Here is an 18,585-nt window from a genome sequence, read left to right as displayed (position 1 = left end):
GGTCCACATAGACCGAGTTGCAGATGATGACCTGGTCGCCTGGCTGGCAGGTGCGGGCCGCGGCGCCGTTGAGAATGCAGCAGCGCGAGCCGCGTTCGCCGAGGATGACATAGGTCGAAATCCGCGCGCCCGAATTCTTGTTCCAGATCTCGACAAACTCCATCGGCAGGATGCCTGCCTGTTCGCAATGGTCGGGATCGAGCGTGACCGAGCCGTGATAATCGAGATTGGCCTCCGTGACGTGGATGCCGTGCAGCTTGCCGGCAACGATTTTGCGCATCCCTTCCTCCAAAACGACTTTCGATCCTGTGCCCCTGTGCCTCGCGTTCGCGGCGCCTATCGCGTGCCTTCTTCGGCTTGAGCGCAAGAACGCTCCCTTCTGATCGCGTCGCAGGATTCGGTGAAGGCGACATCCAACAGGCAACCGAGTGCTTCCAGTCCGTGAGAGGCAGCCATCTGCCGCAGTTCGTCGAGCCGGCAGATGATAAAGCCAAGTGCTTCCACGCGGTCCTTTGTTTGCCCCTGGCCCGTCGCTTTCTCCTCGCCGCTAGAGTTATGCGGTGCGCCAAGGAGCAGGCTTGGGTCAGCGGTCGGTGGAACTAAGGACGTTGTGGCGCGAGTTAGTCTGCGGCCAAAGGAGTTCCTGCGGTCCCGGTTCATGCCCTCTCCCTCAGTTCAGATGCCTGCGGCAATTCCGGTCCGCAGGCATATCCAGGCCAATGTCGAGAATGGGAGCGCTATGGGTAAGCCAGCCGACCGAGATGAGATCGACCCCGGTCGCGGCAATTGCGGGAGCCGTTCTCGGCGTTACCCGACCCGATGCTTCTGTGAGAGCTCTGCCGCCGACCATCGTCACAGCCTGGGCAAGTTCCTCGGGCGACATGTTGTCGAGAAGCACGGCGTCAACGCCGACTTGGAGTGCCATCTCCAGCTGATCCAGCGTGTCGACCTCGACCTCGATCTTGACCATGTGACCTATGGCGCCGCGCGCTCGCTCGATGGCGGTACGGATATCGCCGGCAATAGCGATGTGATTGTCTTTGATGAGCACGGCGTCGTCGAGTGCGAAGCGGTGGTTGGCGCCGCCACCGGCGCGCACGGCATATTTTTCCAGGACACGCAGACCGGGCGTCGTCTTTCGCGTGCACACGATCTTTGCGTTATGGCCGCGCACCGCGTTTACGAGCGCTGCCGTAGCCGTCGCTATGCCGCTCAGCTTGCAGAGGAAATTGAGTGCTGTCCGTTCCGCCGTCAGCAGGCTGCGCGCCGGCCCGTTTACGATCGCGATGGTTTCGCCGGCCGAAACCTTGCCGCCCTCGGGGCACCGCAACTGCATGCTGATCCCAGGATCGACCAGCAGGAAGGCAAACATCACCAGATCGAGCCCGGCGACAACGCCGGCCTGCCTGGCATTCAACACGAGCGTCGCCTTGCAATCGGCGGGGATGATCGCATCGCTGGTGATGTCGCCGGCCCTGCCAAAATCTTCCAGAAGGGCACCGCGCACGATGGGTTCCATTATCATCTGGGGAAGCGGTGCAAGGGATGTCATATCAACGGCTCCGTTCGGATCTCTGCCAGCTGAGCGCGACGGCACTCTCAAAGGCTGTGCAGAGCGTCAGTCGCGAGGGGAGGGCGGCAGCTTCGCGCCCAGGAAAATCGGACCGGTAGTGCGAACCGCGGCTCTCCTCGCGGCGTAATGCCGCAATCGCGATCAACAGCGCAACCAGGGCCGGGTCGGCCGTTGCTGTCTCGCCAACGGCGATCGGCAGAAGGGTCGAGATCGCCTCGCGCAGCGCTTTGCCATTTCGAAAGATGCCAAGCGCATTAGAGACTAGTTGGCGTACAGGTGAAGGGTCGGGTCGCAATGGAAAGACTGCCGGCAGCCTGGGCCATTGCCGGCCGGTTGAGGTCCCGGCCACACTTGCCGCGACCCAGGCGGCTGTTGCAATGGCTTCGGTCAGCGAGTTGCTGGCGAGACGATTGGCGCCATGCAGCCCTGTGCATGCGACCTCGCCGCAGGCCCACAAGCCGCCAACGGAACTGCGCCCTTCAGCGTCTACCGCCACGCCGCCCATGTGATAGTGAGCCGCCGGACGCACGGGAATGGGCTCCATGGCCGGATCAATGCCGGCCTGCTTGCAAGCGGCGTCGATCGCCGGGAAGCGTTTTGCGAATTTTTGCCCGAGGCATCGCCGGGCGTCGAGATAGACACGATGCCCGGCGGCGAGCTGATTGGCGATTGCGCGGGCGACCACGTCGCGCGATGCGAATTCAGCGCCAGGTATAGCGGCAAGGAAGCGGTGACCGTATTCGTCCACCAGCACCGCGCCTTCGCCCCGTACCGCTTCGCTTATAAGCGGCATTGGCCGGCGCGGCGTGTCGAGCGCGGTCGGGTGGAACTGCACGAATTCCAGATCGGCGAGCTCCGCGCCGGCACAGGCGGCCAGCGCCAGACCATGCCCGTATGAGGAAAGCGGGTTCGTGGTATCGCCAAAGAGGCCGCCGATGCCGCCAGTCGCAAGCACCACACGGCGGGTGGGCAAAGCAAACACGCCACTGTGCAGGACGGCTAACAAGCCCACAATGCCGCCCTCTGCAACGACCAGGCGAAGGGCTGTCGCACCTTCCATGATTGTGATCGAACGGGTTCGCCGCGCCACGGCGAGCAGCGCGCGGAACAACTCGCGGCCGGTGGCATCACCGGCGGCATGGACAATGCGGCGCCGCGAATGAGCCGCCTCCAGGCCGAGCCGCAGTTTTCCGTCTAACGCGCGGTCGAAAGGAGCGCCCAGACGAATGAGGTGGTCGATGGTTGCGGGGACTGACTCGACGACTCGCCTGGCGATCGCTTCATTGCAAAGGCCGTCGCCGGCAGCAAGCGTGTCAGTCAGATGGAGTTCGGGGCTGTCGTCGTCCCCCAGGCTCGCGGCAAGGCCGCCCTGGGCCAACGTGCTTGAGGTTTCGGTTCCGAGCGGAGCGCGGGAAAGAATAACGACCGGCTGTGGCGCCAGGTGAAGCGCGGTCATCAGGCCGGCGATGCCAGCGCCGATAATGACCGGCGCCCCGCCAATGTCATGGATGTCTGGGGTCATACGAAGAGCATGCGCTCGACGGCCCAGCGGGCCCGCTCGGCGACACGCGGATCGATGGTGACGATGTGACGGTTCTGCTCGAGTGCCGTGCGTATATTGGCGAGCGTGATGCGCTTCATGTGCGGGCAGAGGTTGCATGGGCGCACGAAGTCGACCTCAGGATGCTCGACAGCGACATTGTCGCTCATCGAACATTCGGTCATCAGCACCACACGCGCCGGCTTGTGCCGTCCGACATAATCTGACATTGCCGCCGTCGAGCCAGCGAAATCGGCTTCGGCAACCACCTCAGGTGGGCATTCGGGATGGGCGAGCACGGTCACGCCCGGATGGGCCTCGCGCAGATCGCGAATGTCGTTCGCGCTGAAGCGCTCGTGCACCTCGCAGCGTCCCTTCCAGGCGATGATCTCGACCTTGGTCTGCGCCGCGATGTTCCTCGCCAGATATTCGTCGGGTAGCATGATGACGCGCGGCGCGTTGAGCGACTTCACCACCGCAAGCGCGTTTCCAGAGGTGCAGCAAATGTCGGACTCGGCCTTCACCGCCGCGGAGGTGTTGACGTAGGTCACGACTGGAGCGGAAGGATAGCGCTGCCGCATCAGGCGCACGTCCTCGGCCGTGATCGAGTCCGCCAGCGAACAGCCGGCGGCAAGGTCCGGAATGAGCACGGTCTTGCCGGGATTGAGGAGCTTTGCGGTCTCAGCCATGAAATGCACGCCGGCGACGACGATCACGTCCGCCTCAACCGTCATCGCCTTGCGGGCCAGCGCCAGGCTGTCGCCAACGATGTCGGCCACGCAATGGAAGATCTCTGGCGTCTGATAATTGTGCGCCAGGATGACGGCGTTGCGCTCGCGCTTCAGCGCCAGGATCGCATCGATATCGTCGGCAAAGGCCGGCCATTCGATCGGCGGGATCACCCGCCGGACGCGCTCATAGAGCGACGCGGCCGTTGGTAACGCGCCAATCATCCGCGCCTCCGCTTATATTCGGACTGACAACAAGCGGCATATATCTACGTCGACTATAAAGGTGTCAAGCCCGCGCAAGCGGCAATTTCGTTCCCAAAACGACAGCGTTGTCGTCGAGAACAGCACGGCGGAAGCGGTAGAGCTTTGCTGGCCGGCCGCCTGTGTCGAGGGACGTCTCGCCGGTCTCCTCGACCAGCTCCTGCTGCTCGACAAGCCTGCGGAAGTTCGGCTTGTTGATGAGCCGGCCGGCCAGCGCTTCCACGGTTCGCTGCAGTTGCAGCAGCGTGAAGGTCGGTCGCATGAGCTCGAAGACGACCGGCCGGTATTTGATCTTGGAGCGCAGCCGCGCGATGCCAGTCGCAAGGATCCGGCGATGATCGCAGACCATCGCCTTGCCTGACACTGTTGCCGGGAGCGTCATGCTCGCGTTGCCGCCAGCCTCTTCGACTAGGCCCGCCTCGAAAAGCAACTCATAGCGCTGCAGCGTAAGATCCTCGTTCCAGGGGCGATCGTCGAAGGCAAACGCGATCGCCGCGCGCTGACCGCGTTCGCGCCGCGCTGCCATACTGCTGGCACTCTTCGCCCAGGCCATCAGACGCCGGTGCAGGATGCTCAGCGCTTCCGGCGCGCCAGACCGGTGGTCTTCCCATGGAAAATACGCGTACCAGCTTTTCCAGTCGCTCTTGCGTGACACGGCAATAGCTTCTTGCCGGGTCAGCGCAAGATAACTGATCGAGATGTTGCGCTGTTGGCGCCCAGCCTCGATGCGGTCTCGGTCAGCGAAGGTATAGAGCTGCTCGATGTAGCCCAGTGGGTGTCCAGTCTTTTGTTCGACCCAGTCCCTGAGGCCAAATTGCAGGGAACGGTGACTGAGCTCGAAGGGGCCGGAAGGCAGCGCATCCCGCTGCCCCACCGTGAGGACGCAAGGATCGCGGTCTGTCACGGCAGCGACAACCGCGATCAAGTCCAAATTGATGTCGCGGCTTTCCCGAGCGTTGCTATTTTTGTTTCGTGTTGCTTGGTCGTGCATGTTGCCGAACGTGGCCGTGCTCTGTGAGGTGACGCGGCTAAACCGATTTAATCAACGTGTACCATGCCGGGCCGCGCGTCAACGGCGTACCTGTACGGTCTTTTGGTGCTCGCACTTGCATAAAACTGGTCCAAACGCGACACCCGCGGTAGGTAACGCAAGGGAAGGGCGCGCCTTTTTGCCGACCGTGAAGGCGGCGAGCGCAATGAACAGGTTAAGGCGGTCCAGCTTGGGTGCAACGCGTATAGTGGCATTCTCGATCTGCGCGTTATAGCGAAGTTTCGCTGCCCTGGCTGGCGGATCGCACACGACGCTTTTGGACTAACCGTCCGGTCATGGCGAGCGATAGCCGCTGCAGCCGAGGGACAAAGCAGTTGTTGCGCGTTTACGGCCGGTATCGTGCAGGTGATTTTCCTCCTGGCAATCCAGGGGCCTTGCGATTTCTCGTTTTTGCTGCGCCTATCCCCAAGTCAGAATGTTAACTGGCTTGGGCAAACCGACGCTGCAACTGATACAAAGGAAAAATGCATGGCAACTGGCACTGTGAAGTGGTTCAACAGCACGAAGGGCTACGGCTTTATTCAGCCCGATGCGGGTGGCCCGGACGTTTTTGTCCACATTTCCGCTGTGGAGCGTTCGGGGCTTTCGACTCTCGCTGACGGGCAAAAGGTTAATTAATTACGAGATCGAGCAGGACCGCCGCACCGGGAAATCCTCAGCCGGCAATCTCAGCAAAGTAAAGTGAGCTGACGGCCTCTTGCGCATGCGGAGCAGCCGCCCGGCGGTGGTCCATCCCGTCCCCCCGCAGACGAAATCGTACGGGAACATAAATCGAGCATGCCGTGCGCAAGTTGCTACCTAGCGCGAATGCGACGAAAGGCGGGTTCTCCCCGCCTTTCAAGTCAGCGCGCCGGAACAACGCTCAGGCGGCGCCGTTCTTACGGGTCCTCTTTGCAGGGGCTGCCTGTTCGGTCTGATCAGGCTTTCTACCTAGGCCCATGGTCTTGGCTAAAGCCGAGCGCGTCGCGGCATAGCTCGGGGCGACCATCGGATAGTCTGCCGGCAGGCCCCACTTGGCGCGGTATTCTTCAGGCGTCAGACCATAATGGGTCGCGAGATGCCGTTTCAGCGACTTGAATTTTTTTCCGTCCTCCAGGCTGATGATGTAGTCGGGCGTGACCGATTTCTTGATGGGAACGGCAGGCTTGAGCTCCTCAGGCTTCACGACCGGCCCACCGATCGTGCCTTTTAAGGCGGCATGCACCTGGTCGATCAGACCCGGAAGATCGCCCACGGGGACCGGATTGTTCGATACGTAAGCCGATACGACGTCGGCGGTAAGTTCGATGAGGGCGTCACTATTGTTCTCGATTTCTTCTGTCACGGAATGCTCCTGATTTTGGCTGCTGCAAAATTCAGTTTGATTAATGAAGCCAGCCACAGGAACCCAATGAAAGTTGCGTTCTACCCCATTGATCGCAGCAAGGTCGGGGGCTTCACGCCGTCAACCTCGCCGTCGCAGCAGGGTGGATCCCGATCAGCCTCGGTCTCATGGCCTTTGTCTATCGCGCGCCAGAAGGGGCCGTCTCCGTTGAGGGCGATCGAGGCAGTCTCACCTCAGAAACGGTGCAGTGATTGCTGCTAGCTCGATCTGGTGTCTCTACAATATCGCTTTTGCGATGATCTTCAGTTTCGGACCATCTATGCTGGTTGAGCGAGGCTGGTCTATTGCTGCAGCTGGATCAACGATCAGTATCGTGCTCTGACGCGCAGCGCTTTCGGTTCCCTTCGGTGGCTTCCTCGCTGATCAGACCAAACGCGGCGAAGCCATGATTGTCGCTGGCTGCATCGCCTTTGCCCTGCTGACAGTTTCTTCTCATCGGTGACGAGGTCATCGATCGAGGTGAAGAGATTGACCTGGTTATGCTTGCTTGCGAGATAGGTTTCCGACCGCTGGATCGACCGGGTCGATTACGGCAAGCGTCGGCAGGATCTTGGCTGTCAAACATACCCCCCCCAAAATCAGCTCCCACCTGGCGGCTTTAGGGGCCTCCCTGCTAGTCCGCGCCGTTGGCGAATTATTGAATCGTCGTAGAAAAGTGTTTCGTAAATACTTCGCTTCCGCTTAGCACAATACCGAGGGGAATTGCAGCGGGCGACGCAGGGGCAAGAGCTTGACACATACCTCTACAGAGCAGATCGTCCGGTTACCTTGGGGGAAGACATCTTGAACACTATCAGGTCTGCGGGCGCCTTCTGTGCGGCAACGTTCATTCTTGCGGTATGGACCTCAGGAGGTGCTTTCGCCTCTCAGGACGTCTTGGGCTCCTTCCTAACCTTGAACGGAAATTGTCTTAAGCTGATCGCGCTAGGCAAAGACATGTCGCCGTATTGCCGCCCGGTACTTTCGAGCAACAACATGAGCGGTGGACGCGTCCTATTTCATTTTACCCTAAGGAATGATGCAGTGCTGACGATTGTCGGCAAAAATCTGCCCAATCCCACTCCGGACACCGATGCTATCGCGATGCAGCGCATTTATCTGAATCTTGGCATCCAGGGTGTAGCTCCGAGTGTAGCGTCTGCATCTGGCAAATGCACCTTCAACAATCCATACAAAGGCCCGATGACATTGAGCTGCAAAGGACGTGCCGACGGCAAGCCATTGGGCCGCATCGATCTCATGAGTGATGAGATGGGTGACGCCTCCGGTCCGGGCTTTGTAGGGCATTCCGTAGCGGAAAAGGACAACAACGCCGATGAGTGAAAAGACCAGCCCAAGGATGTTGAGCGCTGCTGCCATCATCTTTGCTCCACTGTCATTCTTGAAACTCCTTCCATGCCCGATCGAGGCCGTTGGGCGACCGAAGATCGTAGGCGCTGCGTAGCCGGCCGGCGAGTTTCAGCCGCCCCAACTCGCAAATGATGTGCTGTCCTTCTCCAACATCACCAAGATCTCCGATCTCTCGCCAACTATGCGCATGTGTGGGAGCGAAACCCGTTCGATTACCATGCGACTGCGAAGGAGCGCGGGGCTAGAAGCGTGTCCTTTGAGGTCCAGATGCTCTCGACCGGTGTGGCCGCCATTTTTTACGCTCCTGCGCGTCCGGAATGTTTCACGGGAAGAGCATTGAAACAAGATTGCCGGCTGGCACCTTGCACCACTTTGCTGCCGGTCTTCGCTGCGTTGGGAAGGGCCGGGACCTTCGGTCATGGGATGGCTTTTACGGCGCCAACGTGGAGAAAGCCGGCTGCCAACAGGCCGCATTCGATAGAGAAGCACAGCAACGATCTCGAAGACTTCATCCATGATGGCTACATCGCCGGGGAGAAATACAAAGGGCGATTGAAGGAGGTTGAACGAATGAGCGTTCAGCCGGGCTGATTGCCATGATCGTGGGTATCGGCCTCTCGTGCTTTGCAATGGCATTCGTGCTGTTTGCCGCCGATCCTCTCGACTTCCACCCGGACCCGTTCCTGCAGGCGCTGGTCTGGCTAGGCTTTGGCGCTTGGTGCCTCGCTACAGCTTGGCGGCGACGCAACTGGCGTCCGCCGCCAGTCGAGCGCTGACCGTTATCGCTGCTGCAAAAACGCCTTTTATCGCTGATCGGATGGAATTCGGGCTTGACAGTAAGGCAGACTGAAAACTGGCGATGCAGCATATGAGGTAGGTCGGCCGGGCTCTGAAAGAGGTCGCAGCCGAGCTATCGGAAACAGACAATGGCGCGATCCGTCAGGCGCGAGGCTAGCAGCGGACCGGGAGCAGGCGTGAGGCTTTAGCGAAACAACTTTGCTATCCTCGCGCAATCTCCGCTGAGTCGTCCGATGTCGCGCTTGATTAGACCGTCGCCGAGGACGCTGACCAAAACGATTGCAGCCTGTGTCGAGAATGCCGAGCGTCTGCTTGCTGACGCTGACATGTTCGAGTTCGAGATGCTGAAATCGACACGGCTCTACCTGATCCTGATCGCACAGGAAGAGCTTGCGAAAGCCTTCATGCTCATATTGGTATCGATCGGCATCTTTCCGCTTTCGCGGCCGATCCTGAGGGCGATGAACGACCACTCATGCAAGCAGTTGGTCGGCATGCTCATGCGCTACATGATCGGGCGCGATTGGATCGATCTAGAGGACCTACGCCGCATGTTGGAAGAGGACTTCGACATGGGCGGTGATCATTTCCCGATCGACATCGCCAGCGCACTCGAATTGCTACGATATGAGAAAGTCGCTCGATGGGAAACCGGAATGGGAGGCTACGCGGACGGAGACCTCAACTACAGCCGTGCAGCCCGCAAAGTGGCATCTGGCAAGCACGATCGACGGAAACAGGATGCGCTGTACGTCCGCGTGAATCCTGACGGTTCGATCGGCAGTACGCCCCACAAGGTCACGGATGCTGAGGTCAAGGACGAAGCCGAGCGCGCCAGTCGGTATTGCTACTTCGTCAAAGAGTCGATGGCTGGCAAGGCATCGGGCCTGCGGTACGAAAAGACCGTCGCGGCGCTAAGGATGCTCTTCGCCCATCGCCCTCCGATCTAGGCACCGCTGAATACCCAAATGGCGACACGCGATGAACTCTATGCGAAATTCGGGATAACGGCGGAAGCGGCGCAGCTATTCGAGACCGAACTTGGTTCGCTGCTCCTATGCGCCCGTGGCCTTGAACGCGGTTGGCGCCATGAAGGCGACCCCGATGACGCGCGAAAGCTCCTTGACCACATTGAGTGCAGCACGCTGGGCCAACTCTTAGGCACGTTGAAGAATTGTGTCAGCCTTGACCATGGTTTGGTGGATCGCTTCGCGTCTGCGCTCAAAGCTCGAAACAGGCTTTTCCATCGGTTCTATGAGGCCCATGGCTTCAAAATTCAGACTGATGAAGGTCGCGATGAGATGGTGGCTGATCTTGAAGTTTTACACAGCGAACTTTTCAACGCATGGCAAGTCGCCAGCAAGATGACCGCTCTGGCGACATCATTCCTGTTGGAGGCGAAGCGAGAACAGGGATAGACTCGGCGTTCGTCAGGCGGCATTGCCGAGCATCCTGGCTCTTCAACGGAGCAAACCGGGGGCGAGGTGGACGACCACGAAAAAGCGAGAATATCTTCGGCACCGATCATGCGCAGCTTGTTTATGGGCTGAGGCCGGACGGCACCTTGGGGCATATCAGCGAGGTTCAGCGCGGCATTGCTTGCGGCTGCAATTGCCCTGCCTGCGGCGGTCGATTGGTGGCTCGCAAGGGTGATGAAAACGTGCCGCACTTCGGGCACGACGATGGCGAAGTGTGCGGCGGCGGTCCTGAAACCGTTCTGCATCTTCTTGCCAAGGAGGTGCTCCGAACCAATCCGCTGCTACTTCTGCCGAAACGTCTTGGGCTCGATAAGGGCAACGTTGTGATGAAGCCGGGTCAGCAGGTCACGACGCAATTCCTTCGAATCGAATTCACTGATCCGAAGAAAGTCATCCCGGACCTCTATGTTCGGGCGCCGGGTTATGACCTCTTTGTTGAAGTCGCGGTCACCCATGCGAGCGACGAAACCAGTATTCAACGCCTTCGGGAGCACGGAGTCATGGCCGTCGAAATCGACCTGTCAAAGTTGCCCCGAGACTCGACACGCGAGCAGATCGCGGATGCGGTGCTTCAATCTGCGCCACGGTGTTGGCTCTATCATCCCGATATCGACAGAGCGCTGGCGAAGAGCCGCGCCGACGAAAAGAAATGGCAGGCTACACAGGAAAAGAGGTTCGCCGACTATCAGGCCAGGCATGAGAACCGGGTTAGCGAACTTGCGCGCGCCTATGTTGAGGCGTTGAGACAACTGGCTGGAAAGAAGATTGTCGTTCCGCGTGATGCTGAACTTCACACGGTCGGACTGGGCCCACATGTCGGCATCAAGGTGCAGGGCATGCCTGCTTCACTGACCCGCCCGCAGTTTGGCAGGCCGTCATTTTGACAGAGGTCTTCCACGACAAATGCCTTGGTGACGAGATTCCAAAGGCGGTGCCGATCACCAAGCATCTACAAAGGCGTCGCCGGTAGCTAATGAGCTCAGAAAAACGGCCGTGACTGCTCGCGGCCATGATTTTTTCCGGTGGTGTATGGTCAAAACGGCCCGCCGAACTCCGTCTGCCATTCAGCGAGCTTGCCTAGCGCCATCCCATATGTGGCGTCATCCCGGACATACAAGAGCGGCGTTGTCCGGCCCAAGTCGCTCTGTGAAGAACGCAAATGTCATAGGCCGCCTGAGATAAGATGATGCGCGGCCCGGTGCAGGGCCGGTGGATCGTCATGGTTAGAACCACCAACTGGCGGCCTTCCAGGTGACTCTCTTACTATTGGAAGGAGACTCCGTCCTTTGGCGACCACATCATCATGCCGAGAGGGCGCCCACGATGGGGTCTTCTAGCAAAGCGAAGTCGTCACGAAACAGCGTGTATTGGTAGCCGGAGTCATCGCCGCGACCTTCGGCGGTCAGCCCTGCAAGTCCGAACCCGACGGGTACGAAGTTTGGCAATGGGAGCGTTGCCGGGGTCGAACGGCCACCGTCCTGAATAATACCGGTGAGTGACTTCAGGAAGTTCGTCCCGGCCGTTTCCTCCACTGCAAACCATCCTAGGCGCGGTCCTCGGCCCAAAAGCAACCTTGACGACCAACGTGGCGTAAGGGGCCAAAGATGCTGGTGGTCAAAGAACTCTTCGATCCATTCATGGTCAGGCCACCAGAGCGAGGATGCGTGCACGAGATAGCTACGCCCTGCATACTGCATTCGGAGGAATTCGACAGGCGTTGGTTCCGGCGGGGCGCCATCGGCCGCCCGAACCCAGTCGATCCAATTGATAACGTCGTCGGCACCCGCGAGGAAGAAGTTCGACCGATGCGTCGCGAGTGCGATCGACGTTGGCGCGCCGTCGCCACGAGTTCTGGCCTCCGGGGTTGTCGGCGGCTCTCCTTTCTTCATTTTGGGGATCTTCGTTTCCGACAAGCTCAGAAACGCGCCCGGCGCGCCGGGCCTGGAGCCAAACGCAATCGAATATCCGTGGATCACCTCGCCGTAAGGTGAGGTCATGGCGAGGTAGGGCTTCACCTGCCTGAGATATTTGTTCTTCGATTGAAGATGGACGCTCTGAGCGCTGGCATTTGCCGCGAACGATCCGTGCGCTTCGGCGAGAACGACGCCGTTTCCGCTTGCGCTACCGCCCTCGTAAATGAAGTCGGCATGTGGATCGAGCGTAGAAGAGAGACAAGCGGCGTTGGCCCGCCAAGTATACCCCAAAGCGGTCATGTAAAGGTCGGTAGTCCCTGAGCCAACTCGCGCGGCGAGAAACGTGCGCTCCGTATCGGCTAGATACTGAAAATTGGGAGACAAGTTGAACGTCGTCCCATCCTCGATCATCGTTTGCAGCATCGGTAAAGTGCTTCGCTGCAGTGCGTTCAGCACGCTGACTGGCGCATTGTCTCGAGTTGCAGCGGCTCGCGCGACTGCGGCCGCGAGTGCGAGCGGCCCGAACGTCAAGCTTGATAGGCGTTCCGGAGCCACGAATTGCGGCTTGATTGGACTTGGATCGTGCTTGTGGGGCGTACATCCACTTAGGGTGACAGCCTTGTCTGCTCCCCAAAGTCCAGTGGCTGAAACTAAAGCACTCATTTGGCCAACCTCGCTGCTGCCGCAGCCTTGGGCATAAGAAATCCTGCTAAGTCACCGATGACGTTCCCAAGATCTCCCGGATCATGAGCGAGGTCTCCGACAAAAGCACGCCACTGTCGCCGCTTTGCCGCGTCCTCGGCAAAAGCGTGAGTCAGCGCATCCGGCAGATCTTGAGGTATCGCAGTCCCGCGCCGCTCGAAGGTGGCCGCGATAGCTCGGGGCAACCTGTCGTCATCGAAGGTGAACGACCGGCTTAGGATCCAGATATCGTAGAAGTCCTTCATCCGGCTATTCGCTCGGCCCAGCGCCACCATCGCTTGGAATTTTTCGGCTATGACAGTTTCCCGCGCATAGCCCCGCAGCCGAGGCATGGGAAAGCCCAGCATAGACGGATAATCCAGTTCCTCGGTGCCAGGCTCTAGTGCATCGCCAAAACCTATGTCGATCGTCAGGCTGATGCGCGCACCGCTGATCGAAGCCGTAGTCCGCAGCCTCAGGCCGCCATATTCTAGTTCCTCACGAATGCGATCAATGCGTAGCGCGTCGGCGTCAAACTGGACGCCATCATCGGCGTCCTGCGCCAAGATATCCCGAAACGTCGCCAGCATTGGCTCTGCGCTCGGATCGCCAAAACCCAGCAAGTCGAGGTCGCGAGTACCGCGGTGTGGATCATCGAACCAACTCATCATCAGCATCGCGCCCTTTAGGATGAAGCGGTTGGCATGGGGCGATCGACTGAGCCGAAAGAGCAACCGCTCAAGGGCAAAACGGGTAAGAACCAGATCGAAACTCTGGCCACTTGCCTTGGCGAGTTGCAGAAGGCGTGCGCGCACCGAAGCGCCGACGTTCTTGATGTCCCTAGCCATTGGCCGTCAGCGCCTCAAGATATGGCCGGATCACTGTGGAGACACCACCTCGCTCGGCCTGTCTTGCGATTTCGCCGGCCGTGGCCTTGCGCTGACGGAGCGCTTCCTGGAGCCCCTCGATCGCCACCGACAGGCCGATCTTGTTGCGGTACCGGAAACAGTCCGCGATCGTTTTGGCGACGCTGAAGACTCTTACAGACACGCCCTCGACGACGTGAGTTTCAACATCCTCCGTAAGTAGATGCTCGGTGAAACGAACAACGCGAATTGGCAGGTTGTCGGGTTTCGGGGGCCAGTCCTTCCGCCCTATCGCCAGCCACACCTGCCTGGGAAACTGATCGGTCAGGCCGTGGAATGCGAGGGCCGACACTAGGCAAACGACGCCCTTGGATACGCGTTTGGCAGCCTCGGCCAGACTATGATTGGCGTCGAGAGGCGCGTCGGAGAGCTGGTAGAGCCCCCGTGCAAGTCGGAGCACCTCGCCATCCCGCTCCATACGGCTCACCGTTGCGGCAGTCACCCCGGCATCGCGCAGTTCTACGAGGCGTGCGATGCCGCGCGCTTTCAGAAGAGCGTGGGCGATTTGACGTTGGGAGTAGGGTTCGGGCATTGATACGAAAGCTCGGAGTTAAGGGTCTATGATCCGAGGTTTTGTATCATTTTTCTAAGGGCAAGGGAAGTCAACCATGGCAGCTGTTAGGGCAGGCCACCGACGACAATGTGGCTCGCCCACGCGCTTCCGTAACGTGTCTTGAGTTCCAGGTAGACGATTTCGCGCAACCATAGCTCCAGTTGCCACAGCAACGTGTAACAGTCGAGCCGCCCGCTAGGCATCGGTGGCCAGACCTCGTAGGCAAGCGCAGTTTTCTGTCGTTTGGTGACTTGCTCACTATCGGTAGAACGATTCATTGATTTTCATCGGCTCGAAATTGATAGGAGCCGTTGTAGCATAGTTCGCCAACAGATTCGGCTCTCTCGCGGGGCGAGGACATCCCGCGTCTAGACTGCCATTTCGTTTTGTCCTTTGCTGACCCGCGGCCAATATGCAAGACAACAAACTACTCACCATCCCGGCCAGTGCTGGACAACTGCTCTTAGAGAAGGGTGGCGTGTTTCTCTGCCACTATCTGAGGGCCGACAAGTTCGCAGACTTCTGCAAAGCTCGCGGCATTATCGTGAACGAGGAGAGGCTGCTCACCTTCGAGCGGCTCGGCGTGTTCTCGCCGGTGTTCCGTCTGCGGCAGCCGAGCGAGGACGTCGGCCACCTGCGTCTGCCGATGCAAAACAAGGAATGGTTCGAGCGCGGATGGGCGTTGGACATTGCCGGAGGCGAGGAGCACTGGGTGCCCGACGAGCCCAACAGCGACACGGTTGCCTACTATTCAAGGTTTCAGATCGCATCGCTGCACTTCGCCTTGTCGGAGTACAACCTGACCGTCCAGATGGAAGAGTTTCTGCACGCGCCAAGCTTCGATGCCGAAGCATGGCTGCGAATTGGACGCCGTCGGTTTGAGTTTCATGGTGGACATGCGAAGTCGGTGGATCGCAACCGAGGATTTCGCCCGGCGATCGACCTCCTCTGTCAGTACATCTCGGATCGGTACTATCCGCATGTTCGCAGCAATATGCGGACACGGCAGGTGTCTAGCGGCTATGCGTTCGATGAGTGGACCACAATAGACGGGCTGAAATGGGAGTGGGAGGAATATGCCCGCGCATGGAAGCCTAGCGATGCAGAGGCAGCGTTTGATCTCACACCGCCGAAGCTTGAGCACGCGTTCAGGGCCCTTGCGACCCAGCAAGCCTGGGACGATCCGCTAGAACGTTGGTACGATCTCATGCAGTTCGTCTCAGTGGATCGGCGCGATCAATTGCGAGGAGCGGCGCTTGCCGCCGAGACAATGAAGGCCGGCGCGCAGATGCTGCAACGCCTGCATCGCGATCTCTACGGCATCGAGCTGCCGCATACCAACGAAACGCATCGTCAGATTTTCGTTGATATGCCGGAGTTGGAGGCGCGCACCGACGTGCGGAGGCACCTCGAATTTGTTGCGAACCGGTATGATCTAAATCCCCGTCCGAAACTCACCTTGTTCGTGGAAGGTCCGAGCGAAGACTATGCTGTTCGGCATATTTTCGAACGGTATTTTGGTGTGCCCGTAGGGACACTCGCCATCGAGACCATCGTCCTTGGTGGCATCGACAACGCAACCGGAACTGTTGAGGATAGGTATCGGGCTATCCTTCGCTTGGTGGACTACCTGCACCACCATCAGACCTTTGCGTTCCTTATCTTGGACAACGAGCGTTACGCACGGAAATTGAAGGCCGGGAGTCATGACGCCAAGTCGATCCTGCACACCAAGCGATACGTCACGCGACCGGAATACGTGAAGGTTTGGAGGGACAGCTTCGAATTCGACAATTTCTCAAACACCGAGATCGCACAGGCACTCTCGTTTTTGGCTGCGCAGGCCAAGTTTCAATCCCGAGAAGTGGCGAACTGCCGAGAAGGCAAGGCGCCTGGGGCGGCCCTCATGGCTTTGTATAGGGAGCGCGTCGGTTCGAAGCTGAACAAGGTCGACCTGGTGCGCGTGTTGGTCGAGACAATATTCTCGACAAAAAGCCGGCGGCCAGTCACAAACCGGCCAATCGTGGAAGTGCTGGACCGCGTCATCGCACTCGCCGCGCGCAACCCCTTTCCACAAAGGGTCGAGGATTGGGAATACAACCAGACCTCAACGTATCTTGGTAAGGCACATGGCAAAGCCCGGCCAGGCGTCAGGAGGCGCCTAAAACCACGGGTCCGCTCGCGTTGACGCGCTCTTGTGAACTAGGACAGCGCCTTAAATCACGACCTCAACGACTCGCTTGTTTGATTGGAGCATTGGTGTGGCCGAAGAGTTCGATTTGGTGAATGTCGGCGCGGCGTCCGAAAGATTCTTTCGGCTCTACCATACGCACTGCGTTTCGCCGAATCGGGACACACTATTTTCGTTGCTTGAGGCGGGGCACAGTCTTAACGATCGACTGAAGGTTGGAGCTGACCTCGATTTCTTTGACGTTCAAGAATTTGCCGCCCTGAAGTGCCTTCGCAACTACTTCCATCATCAGCAGGAATTGCGGCATGTCGTCAGTCTCATTCCGATCGGAAGCTACCCGATCGTGGCCGATCTAATGACGTTGTGCCTCGTTCCGCGCGACATTGTCGTCGCGGCGATTGAGACCACTAGGCGATATCAAGAAGAGACTCGGCAAGCCTGCCAGCGCATGTTCCATTGGTATGGCTCGGTGGTGAACATCAACCCGGCCCTGTTCAACTTCGTCGTTGCAGCATATGAGCGCCTGAAGATTTGTGGCGTCCCTCTAGCGGGAGAGGCGATTGAAGATTTCGAGGCGAGCTATCACTATGAAAAAGAGCACAATCTTCCTCATGCTGTCGACGGAAGGCTTGCCACATCGGCCGGCAACATCGACGACCTTCTGACCGACATTTTGAATGCGGCGCCACTCTAGCTCAAGTATGGCGGCTATCCGGCAGGCCATAGAGTACGATCACGCGCTCAAGGCGAGACCGACGGGTCCAGAAAGAACGCTGCGGCTTCCCGATCTCTTAGGCTGAGCACGTAGTGCAAACGCCTTGTTCTCCGCGACCGACCGATCGAGCAATGCATTCAGTAGGCTCAGGCTTCGCTGTTGCCGCTCCCCCAGGCCGCGCCGCGCAGCCATTAATCCCGCGTCGTCTGACGAGCAGACGAACGAGAGGAATTTGCCGAGAATACCGACGATGATATCGGACAGTTGAATGCCAGGTTCGTCATGGGAAACGGCGAAGCGAAAGTGTTTCAGCTCGCGATCGCGGTCAGTGAATGACGAGCGCTCGATACGCTCCTTCACAATCTCCTCAACGTCGAGGATGTGCTGGGAATTCTTGAAGAGACAGAGCCTCTGCACATAAAAGCGCGCGAAACTCTCGATCAGCACGTTGGGTGTCTCGTCCTCAAGATAAGGAAGGGCATCGAGCCGTTCCGCAATCTGAAGCACACCTTTCAGCATCATGTAGTTGAAGTGCGGGAGCAACTCCCGGCGGTGCTCCAGGAGATCGAGGAGTTCGGCCACGAAAGCCGGTCGCCGTTCTGGCCCCACATCCGGGTACCGGTAGCGAATGAAAATATCGACAGTGTCGTCGTAGTCGTGGCGGAGGAGCGTATGAAGGTCATTCTTGAGTTGAGGCGCAACCGCCAGCAGATAATGTGCCACCGATGTCGTCAGCCCATCGGCGCTGGTGGTGGTGACGGTCTTGTCGATCAGGATGGTGCCGGCGCCGTTGTAGGTCGAGACGGTCTCGGTCTTCGAGCCGTCGGCGTTGAGGACCGTAACGTCGGTGATGTCGCTGTCCAGGACGCCGTCGCCGTCGGCGTCGGGTTGCGTGGTGTCCGACAGACGGGGCGGGTTCGGTGAGGAACGGCATGATGTCCACGCCGTCTCCTGGAAAGACAGAGGAATGCGGACGATCGAATCGTTATCTGCGCCGCAAAGTGCGGCCGGTGAGCGGCTTGGCCCTGCGTTCGAGTTGGCCACGTCTCGCTGGGATCGAGCATGTAAATGGCTTGCGCAGCAACGGTGCGATCACACTGGAGCAACGGCATCAGGAAACCGCCATCCTTGTGCGCCCCGACACCCTGGTCGCCATCGGTCGCATCGCGGGGGGCACTGTGGCCGAGAACCATTCATTGATCTGGGCGCCGAGGGTTTTGCCGGTGCGCTATTGCTCGTTGGTAGGGCTTCGGGCTGGCGAGTCTGCCAAGGCGAGCAACGACAGGCGATGCCGGCAGACATTACGTTGCGGCACTTGATATTGCAGTGCAGCAAGCGTAGAGCACCGCGCGCTTATCGGAGTGTCGTCCATGGCCCTTACCAATGCTGGTAACGAGGCAGAACCTGTCGAACAATCGAGCCATTCTGAGGTCGAGCAGC

18 protein-coding genes and 1 pseudogene are annotated in these 18,585 nt (G+C 59.2%); 9 read left to right on the top strand and 10 right to left on the bottom strand.

The annotated features are described in order from the left end of the window. The 5 genes from panD to EOA33_RS06185 all read right to left on the bottom strand — a co-directional run. Positions 1-280: aspartate 1-decarboxylase (panD, locus tag EOA33_RS06205; protein ID WP_127405210.1), on the bottom strand; the 280-nt coding region annotated here is incomplete at its 3' end. 390 nt (positions 281-670) lie between these two features. After that, positions 671-1,552: a carboxylating nicotinate-nucleotide diphosphorylase gene (gene nadC / locus EOA33_RS06200; protein WP_127405209.1), complete on the bottom strand. Its 882-nt coding sequence runs from the start codon at positions 1,550-1,552 to the stop codon at positions 671-673. Position 1,553: 1 nt separating this feature from the next. Further along, the gene (locus EOA33_RS06195) at positions 1,554-3,095 is read right to left on the bottom strand and encodes an L-aspartate oxidase (RefSeq protein WP_127405208.1); all 1,542 of its coding nucleotides are present in this window, start codon (positions 3,093-3,095) and stop codon (positions 1,554-1,556) included. Further along, entirely contained in the window at positions 3,092-4,066 is a 975-nt protein-coding gene (gene nadA, locus EOA33_RS06190) for a quinolinate synthase NadA (RefSeq protein WP_127405207.1), read from the bottom strand. Before nadA ends, EOA33_RS06195 begins: the two co-directional genes overlap by 4 nt. A gap of 64 nt (positions 4,067-4,130) precedes the next feature. Beyond that, on the bottom strand, positions 4,131-5,096 hold the full coding sequence (locus tag EOA33_RS06185) for a hypothetical protein (RefSeq protein WP_127405206.1): 966 nt from the start codon (positions 5,094-5,096) through the stop codon (positions 4,131-4,133). Between the two features lie 528 nt (positions 5,097-5,624). Between EOA33_RS06185 and EOA33_RS06175 the strand changes: the two are divergent. Further along, a pseudogene (locus tag EOA33_RS06175) lies at positions 5,625-5,841 on the top strand (cold-shock protein). Between the two features lie 177 nt (positions 5,842-6,018). Here EOA33_RS06175 and EOA33_RS06170 read toward each other — a convergent pair. After that, entirely contained in the window at positions 6,019-6,480 is a 462-nt protein-coding gene (locus tag EOA33_RS06170; protein WP_127300695.1) for a MucR family transcriptional regulator, read from the bottom strand. Positions 6,481-7,323: 843 nt separating this feature from the next. On the opposite strand from EOA33_RS06170, the gene EOA33_RS06155 reads away from it, so the two are divergent. The 6 genes from EOA33_RS06155 (at position 7,324) to EOA33_RS06130 (ending at position 11,050) form a co-directional block, all read left to right on the top strand. Next, the gene (locus EOA33_RS06155; RefSeq protein ID WP_127405205.1) at positions 7,324-7,863 is read left to right on the top strand and encodes a hypothetical protein; all 540 of its coding nucleotides are present in this window, start codon (positions 7,324-7,326) and stop codon (positions 7,861-7,863) included. 294 nt (positions 7,864-8,157) lie between these two features. Further along, positions 8,158-8,481: a hypothetical protein gene (locus EOA33_RS06150; RefSeq protein WP_127405204.1), complete on the top strand. Its 324-nt coding sequence runs from the start codon at positions 8,158-8,160 to the stop codon at positions 8,479-8,481. A 5-nt stretch (positions 8,482-8,486) separates the two neighbouring features. Then, positions 8,487-8,666 carry a hypothetical protein gene (locus tag EOA33_RS06145; RefSeq protein WP_127405203.1) on the top strand — a complete coding sequence of 60 codons (180 nt, stop codon included), beginning with the start codon at positions 8,487-8,489 and terminating at the stop codon, positions 8,664-8,666. 255 nt (positions 8,667-8,921) lie between these two features. Then, the gene (locus EOA33_RS06140) at positions 8,922-9,638 is read left to right on the top strand and encodes a hypothetical protein (RefSeq protein ID WP_127405202.1); all 717 of its coding nucleotides are present in this window, start codon (positions 8,922-8,924) and stop codon (positions 9,636-9,638) included. A gap of 18 nt (positions 9,639-9,656) precedes the next feature. Further along, positions 9,657-10,106: a hypothetical protein gene (locus EOA33_RS06135; RefSeq protein WP_127405201.1), complete on the top strand. Its 450-nt coding sequence runs from the start codon at positions 9,657-9,659 to the stop codon at positions 10,104-10,106. A 146-nt stretch (positions 10,107-10,252) separates the two neighbouring features. Next, positions 10,253-11,050: a competence protein CoiA family protein gene (locus EOA33_RS06130; RefSeq protein ID WP_190234209.1), complete on the top strand. Its 798-nt coding sequence runs from the start codon at positions 10,253-10,255 to the stop codon at positions 11,048-11,050. A gap of 417 nt (positions 11,051-11,467) precedes the next feature. On the opposite strand, the gene EOA33_RS06125 is transcribed toward EOA33_RS06130, so the two are convergent. The 3 genes from EOA33_RS06125 to EOA33_RS06115 form a co-directional block, all read right to left on the bottom strand. Further along, entirely contained in the window at positions 11,468-12,535 is a 1,068-nt protein-coding gene (locus EOA33_RS06125) for a hypothetical protein (protein WP_127405199.1), read from the bottom strand. A gap of 203 nt (positions 12,536-12,738) precedes the next feature. Further along, the gene (locus EOA33_RS06120; RefSeq protein ID WP_127405198.1) at positions 12,739-13,608 is read right to left on the bottom strand and encodes a nucleotidyl transferase AbiEii/AbiGii toxin family protein; all 870 of its coding nucleotides are present in this window, start codon (positions 13,606-13,608) and stop codon (positions 12,739-12,741) included. After that, entirely contained in the window at positions 13,601-14,218 is a 618-nt protein-coding gene (locus EOA33_RS06115) for a type IV toxin-antitoxin system AbiEi family antitoxin domain-containing protein (protein WP_127405197.1), read from the bottom strand. Before EOA33_RS06115 ends, EOA33_RS06120 begins: the two co-directional genes overlap by 8 nt. A 433-nt stretch (positions 14,219-14,651) precedes the next feature. Here EOA33_RS06115 and EOA33_RS06110 point away from each other — a divergent pair, with 433 nt between their 5' ends. Further along, positions 14,652-16,427, top strand: a complete 1,776-nt coding sequence (locus tag EOA33_RS06110; protein ID WP_127405196.1) for a hypothetical protein — start codon at positions 14,652-14,654, stop codon at positions 16,425-16,427. A gap of 73 nt (positions 16,428-16,500) precedes the next feature. Beyond that, entirely contained in the window at positions 16,501-17,124 is a 624-nt protein-coding gene (locus EOA33_RS06105) for a hypothetical protein (RefSeq protein ID WP_245482252.1), read from the top strand. 39 nt (positions 17,125-17,163) lie between these two features. On the opposite strand, the gene EOA33_RS06100 is transcribed toward EOA33_RS06105, so the two are convergent. Continuing rightward, the gene (locus EOA33_RS06100; RefSeq protein ID WP_190234208.1) at positions 17,164-18,189 is read right to left on the bottom strand and encodes a DUF3800 domain-containing protein; all 1,026 of its coding nucleotides are present in this window, start codon (positions 18,187-18,189) and stop codon (positions 17,164-17,166) included. Between the last annotated feature and the right edge of the window lie 396 nt (positions 18,190-18,585).

The organism is Mesorhizobium sp. M4A.F.Ca.ET.050.02.1.1 (assembly GCF_003997725.1).
Classification (GTDB): Bacteria; Pseudomonadota; Alphaproteobacteria; order Rhizobiales; family Rhizobiaceae; genus Mesorhizobium.
Note: the sequence above shows the minus strand (reverse complement) of the source record. Positions and strands in the feature narration are given on the sequence as shown.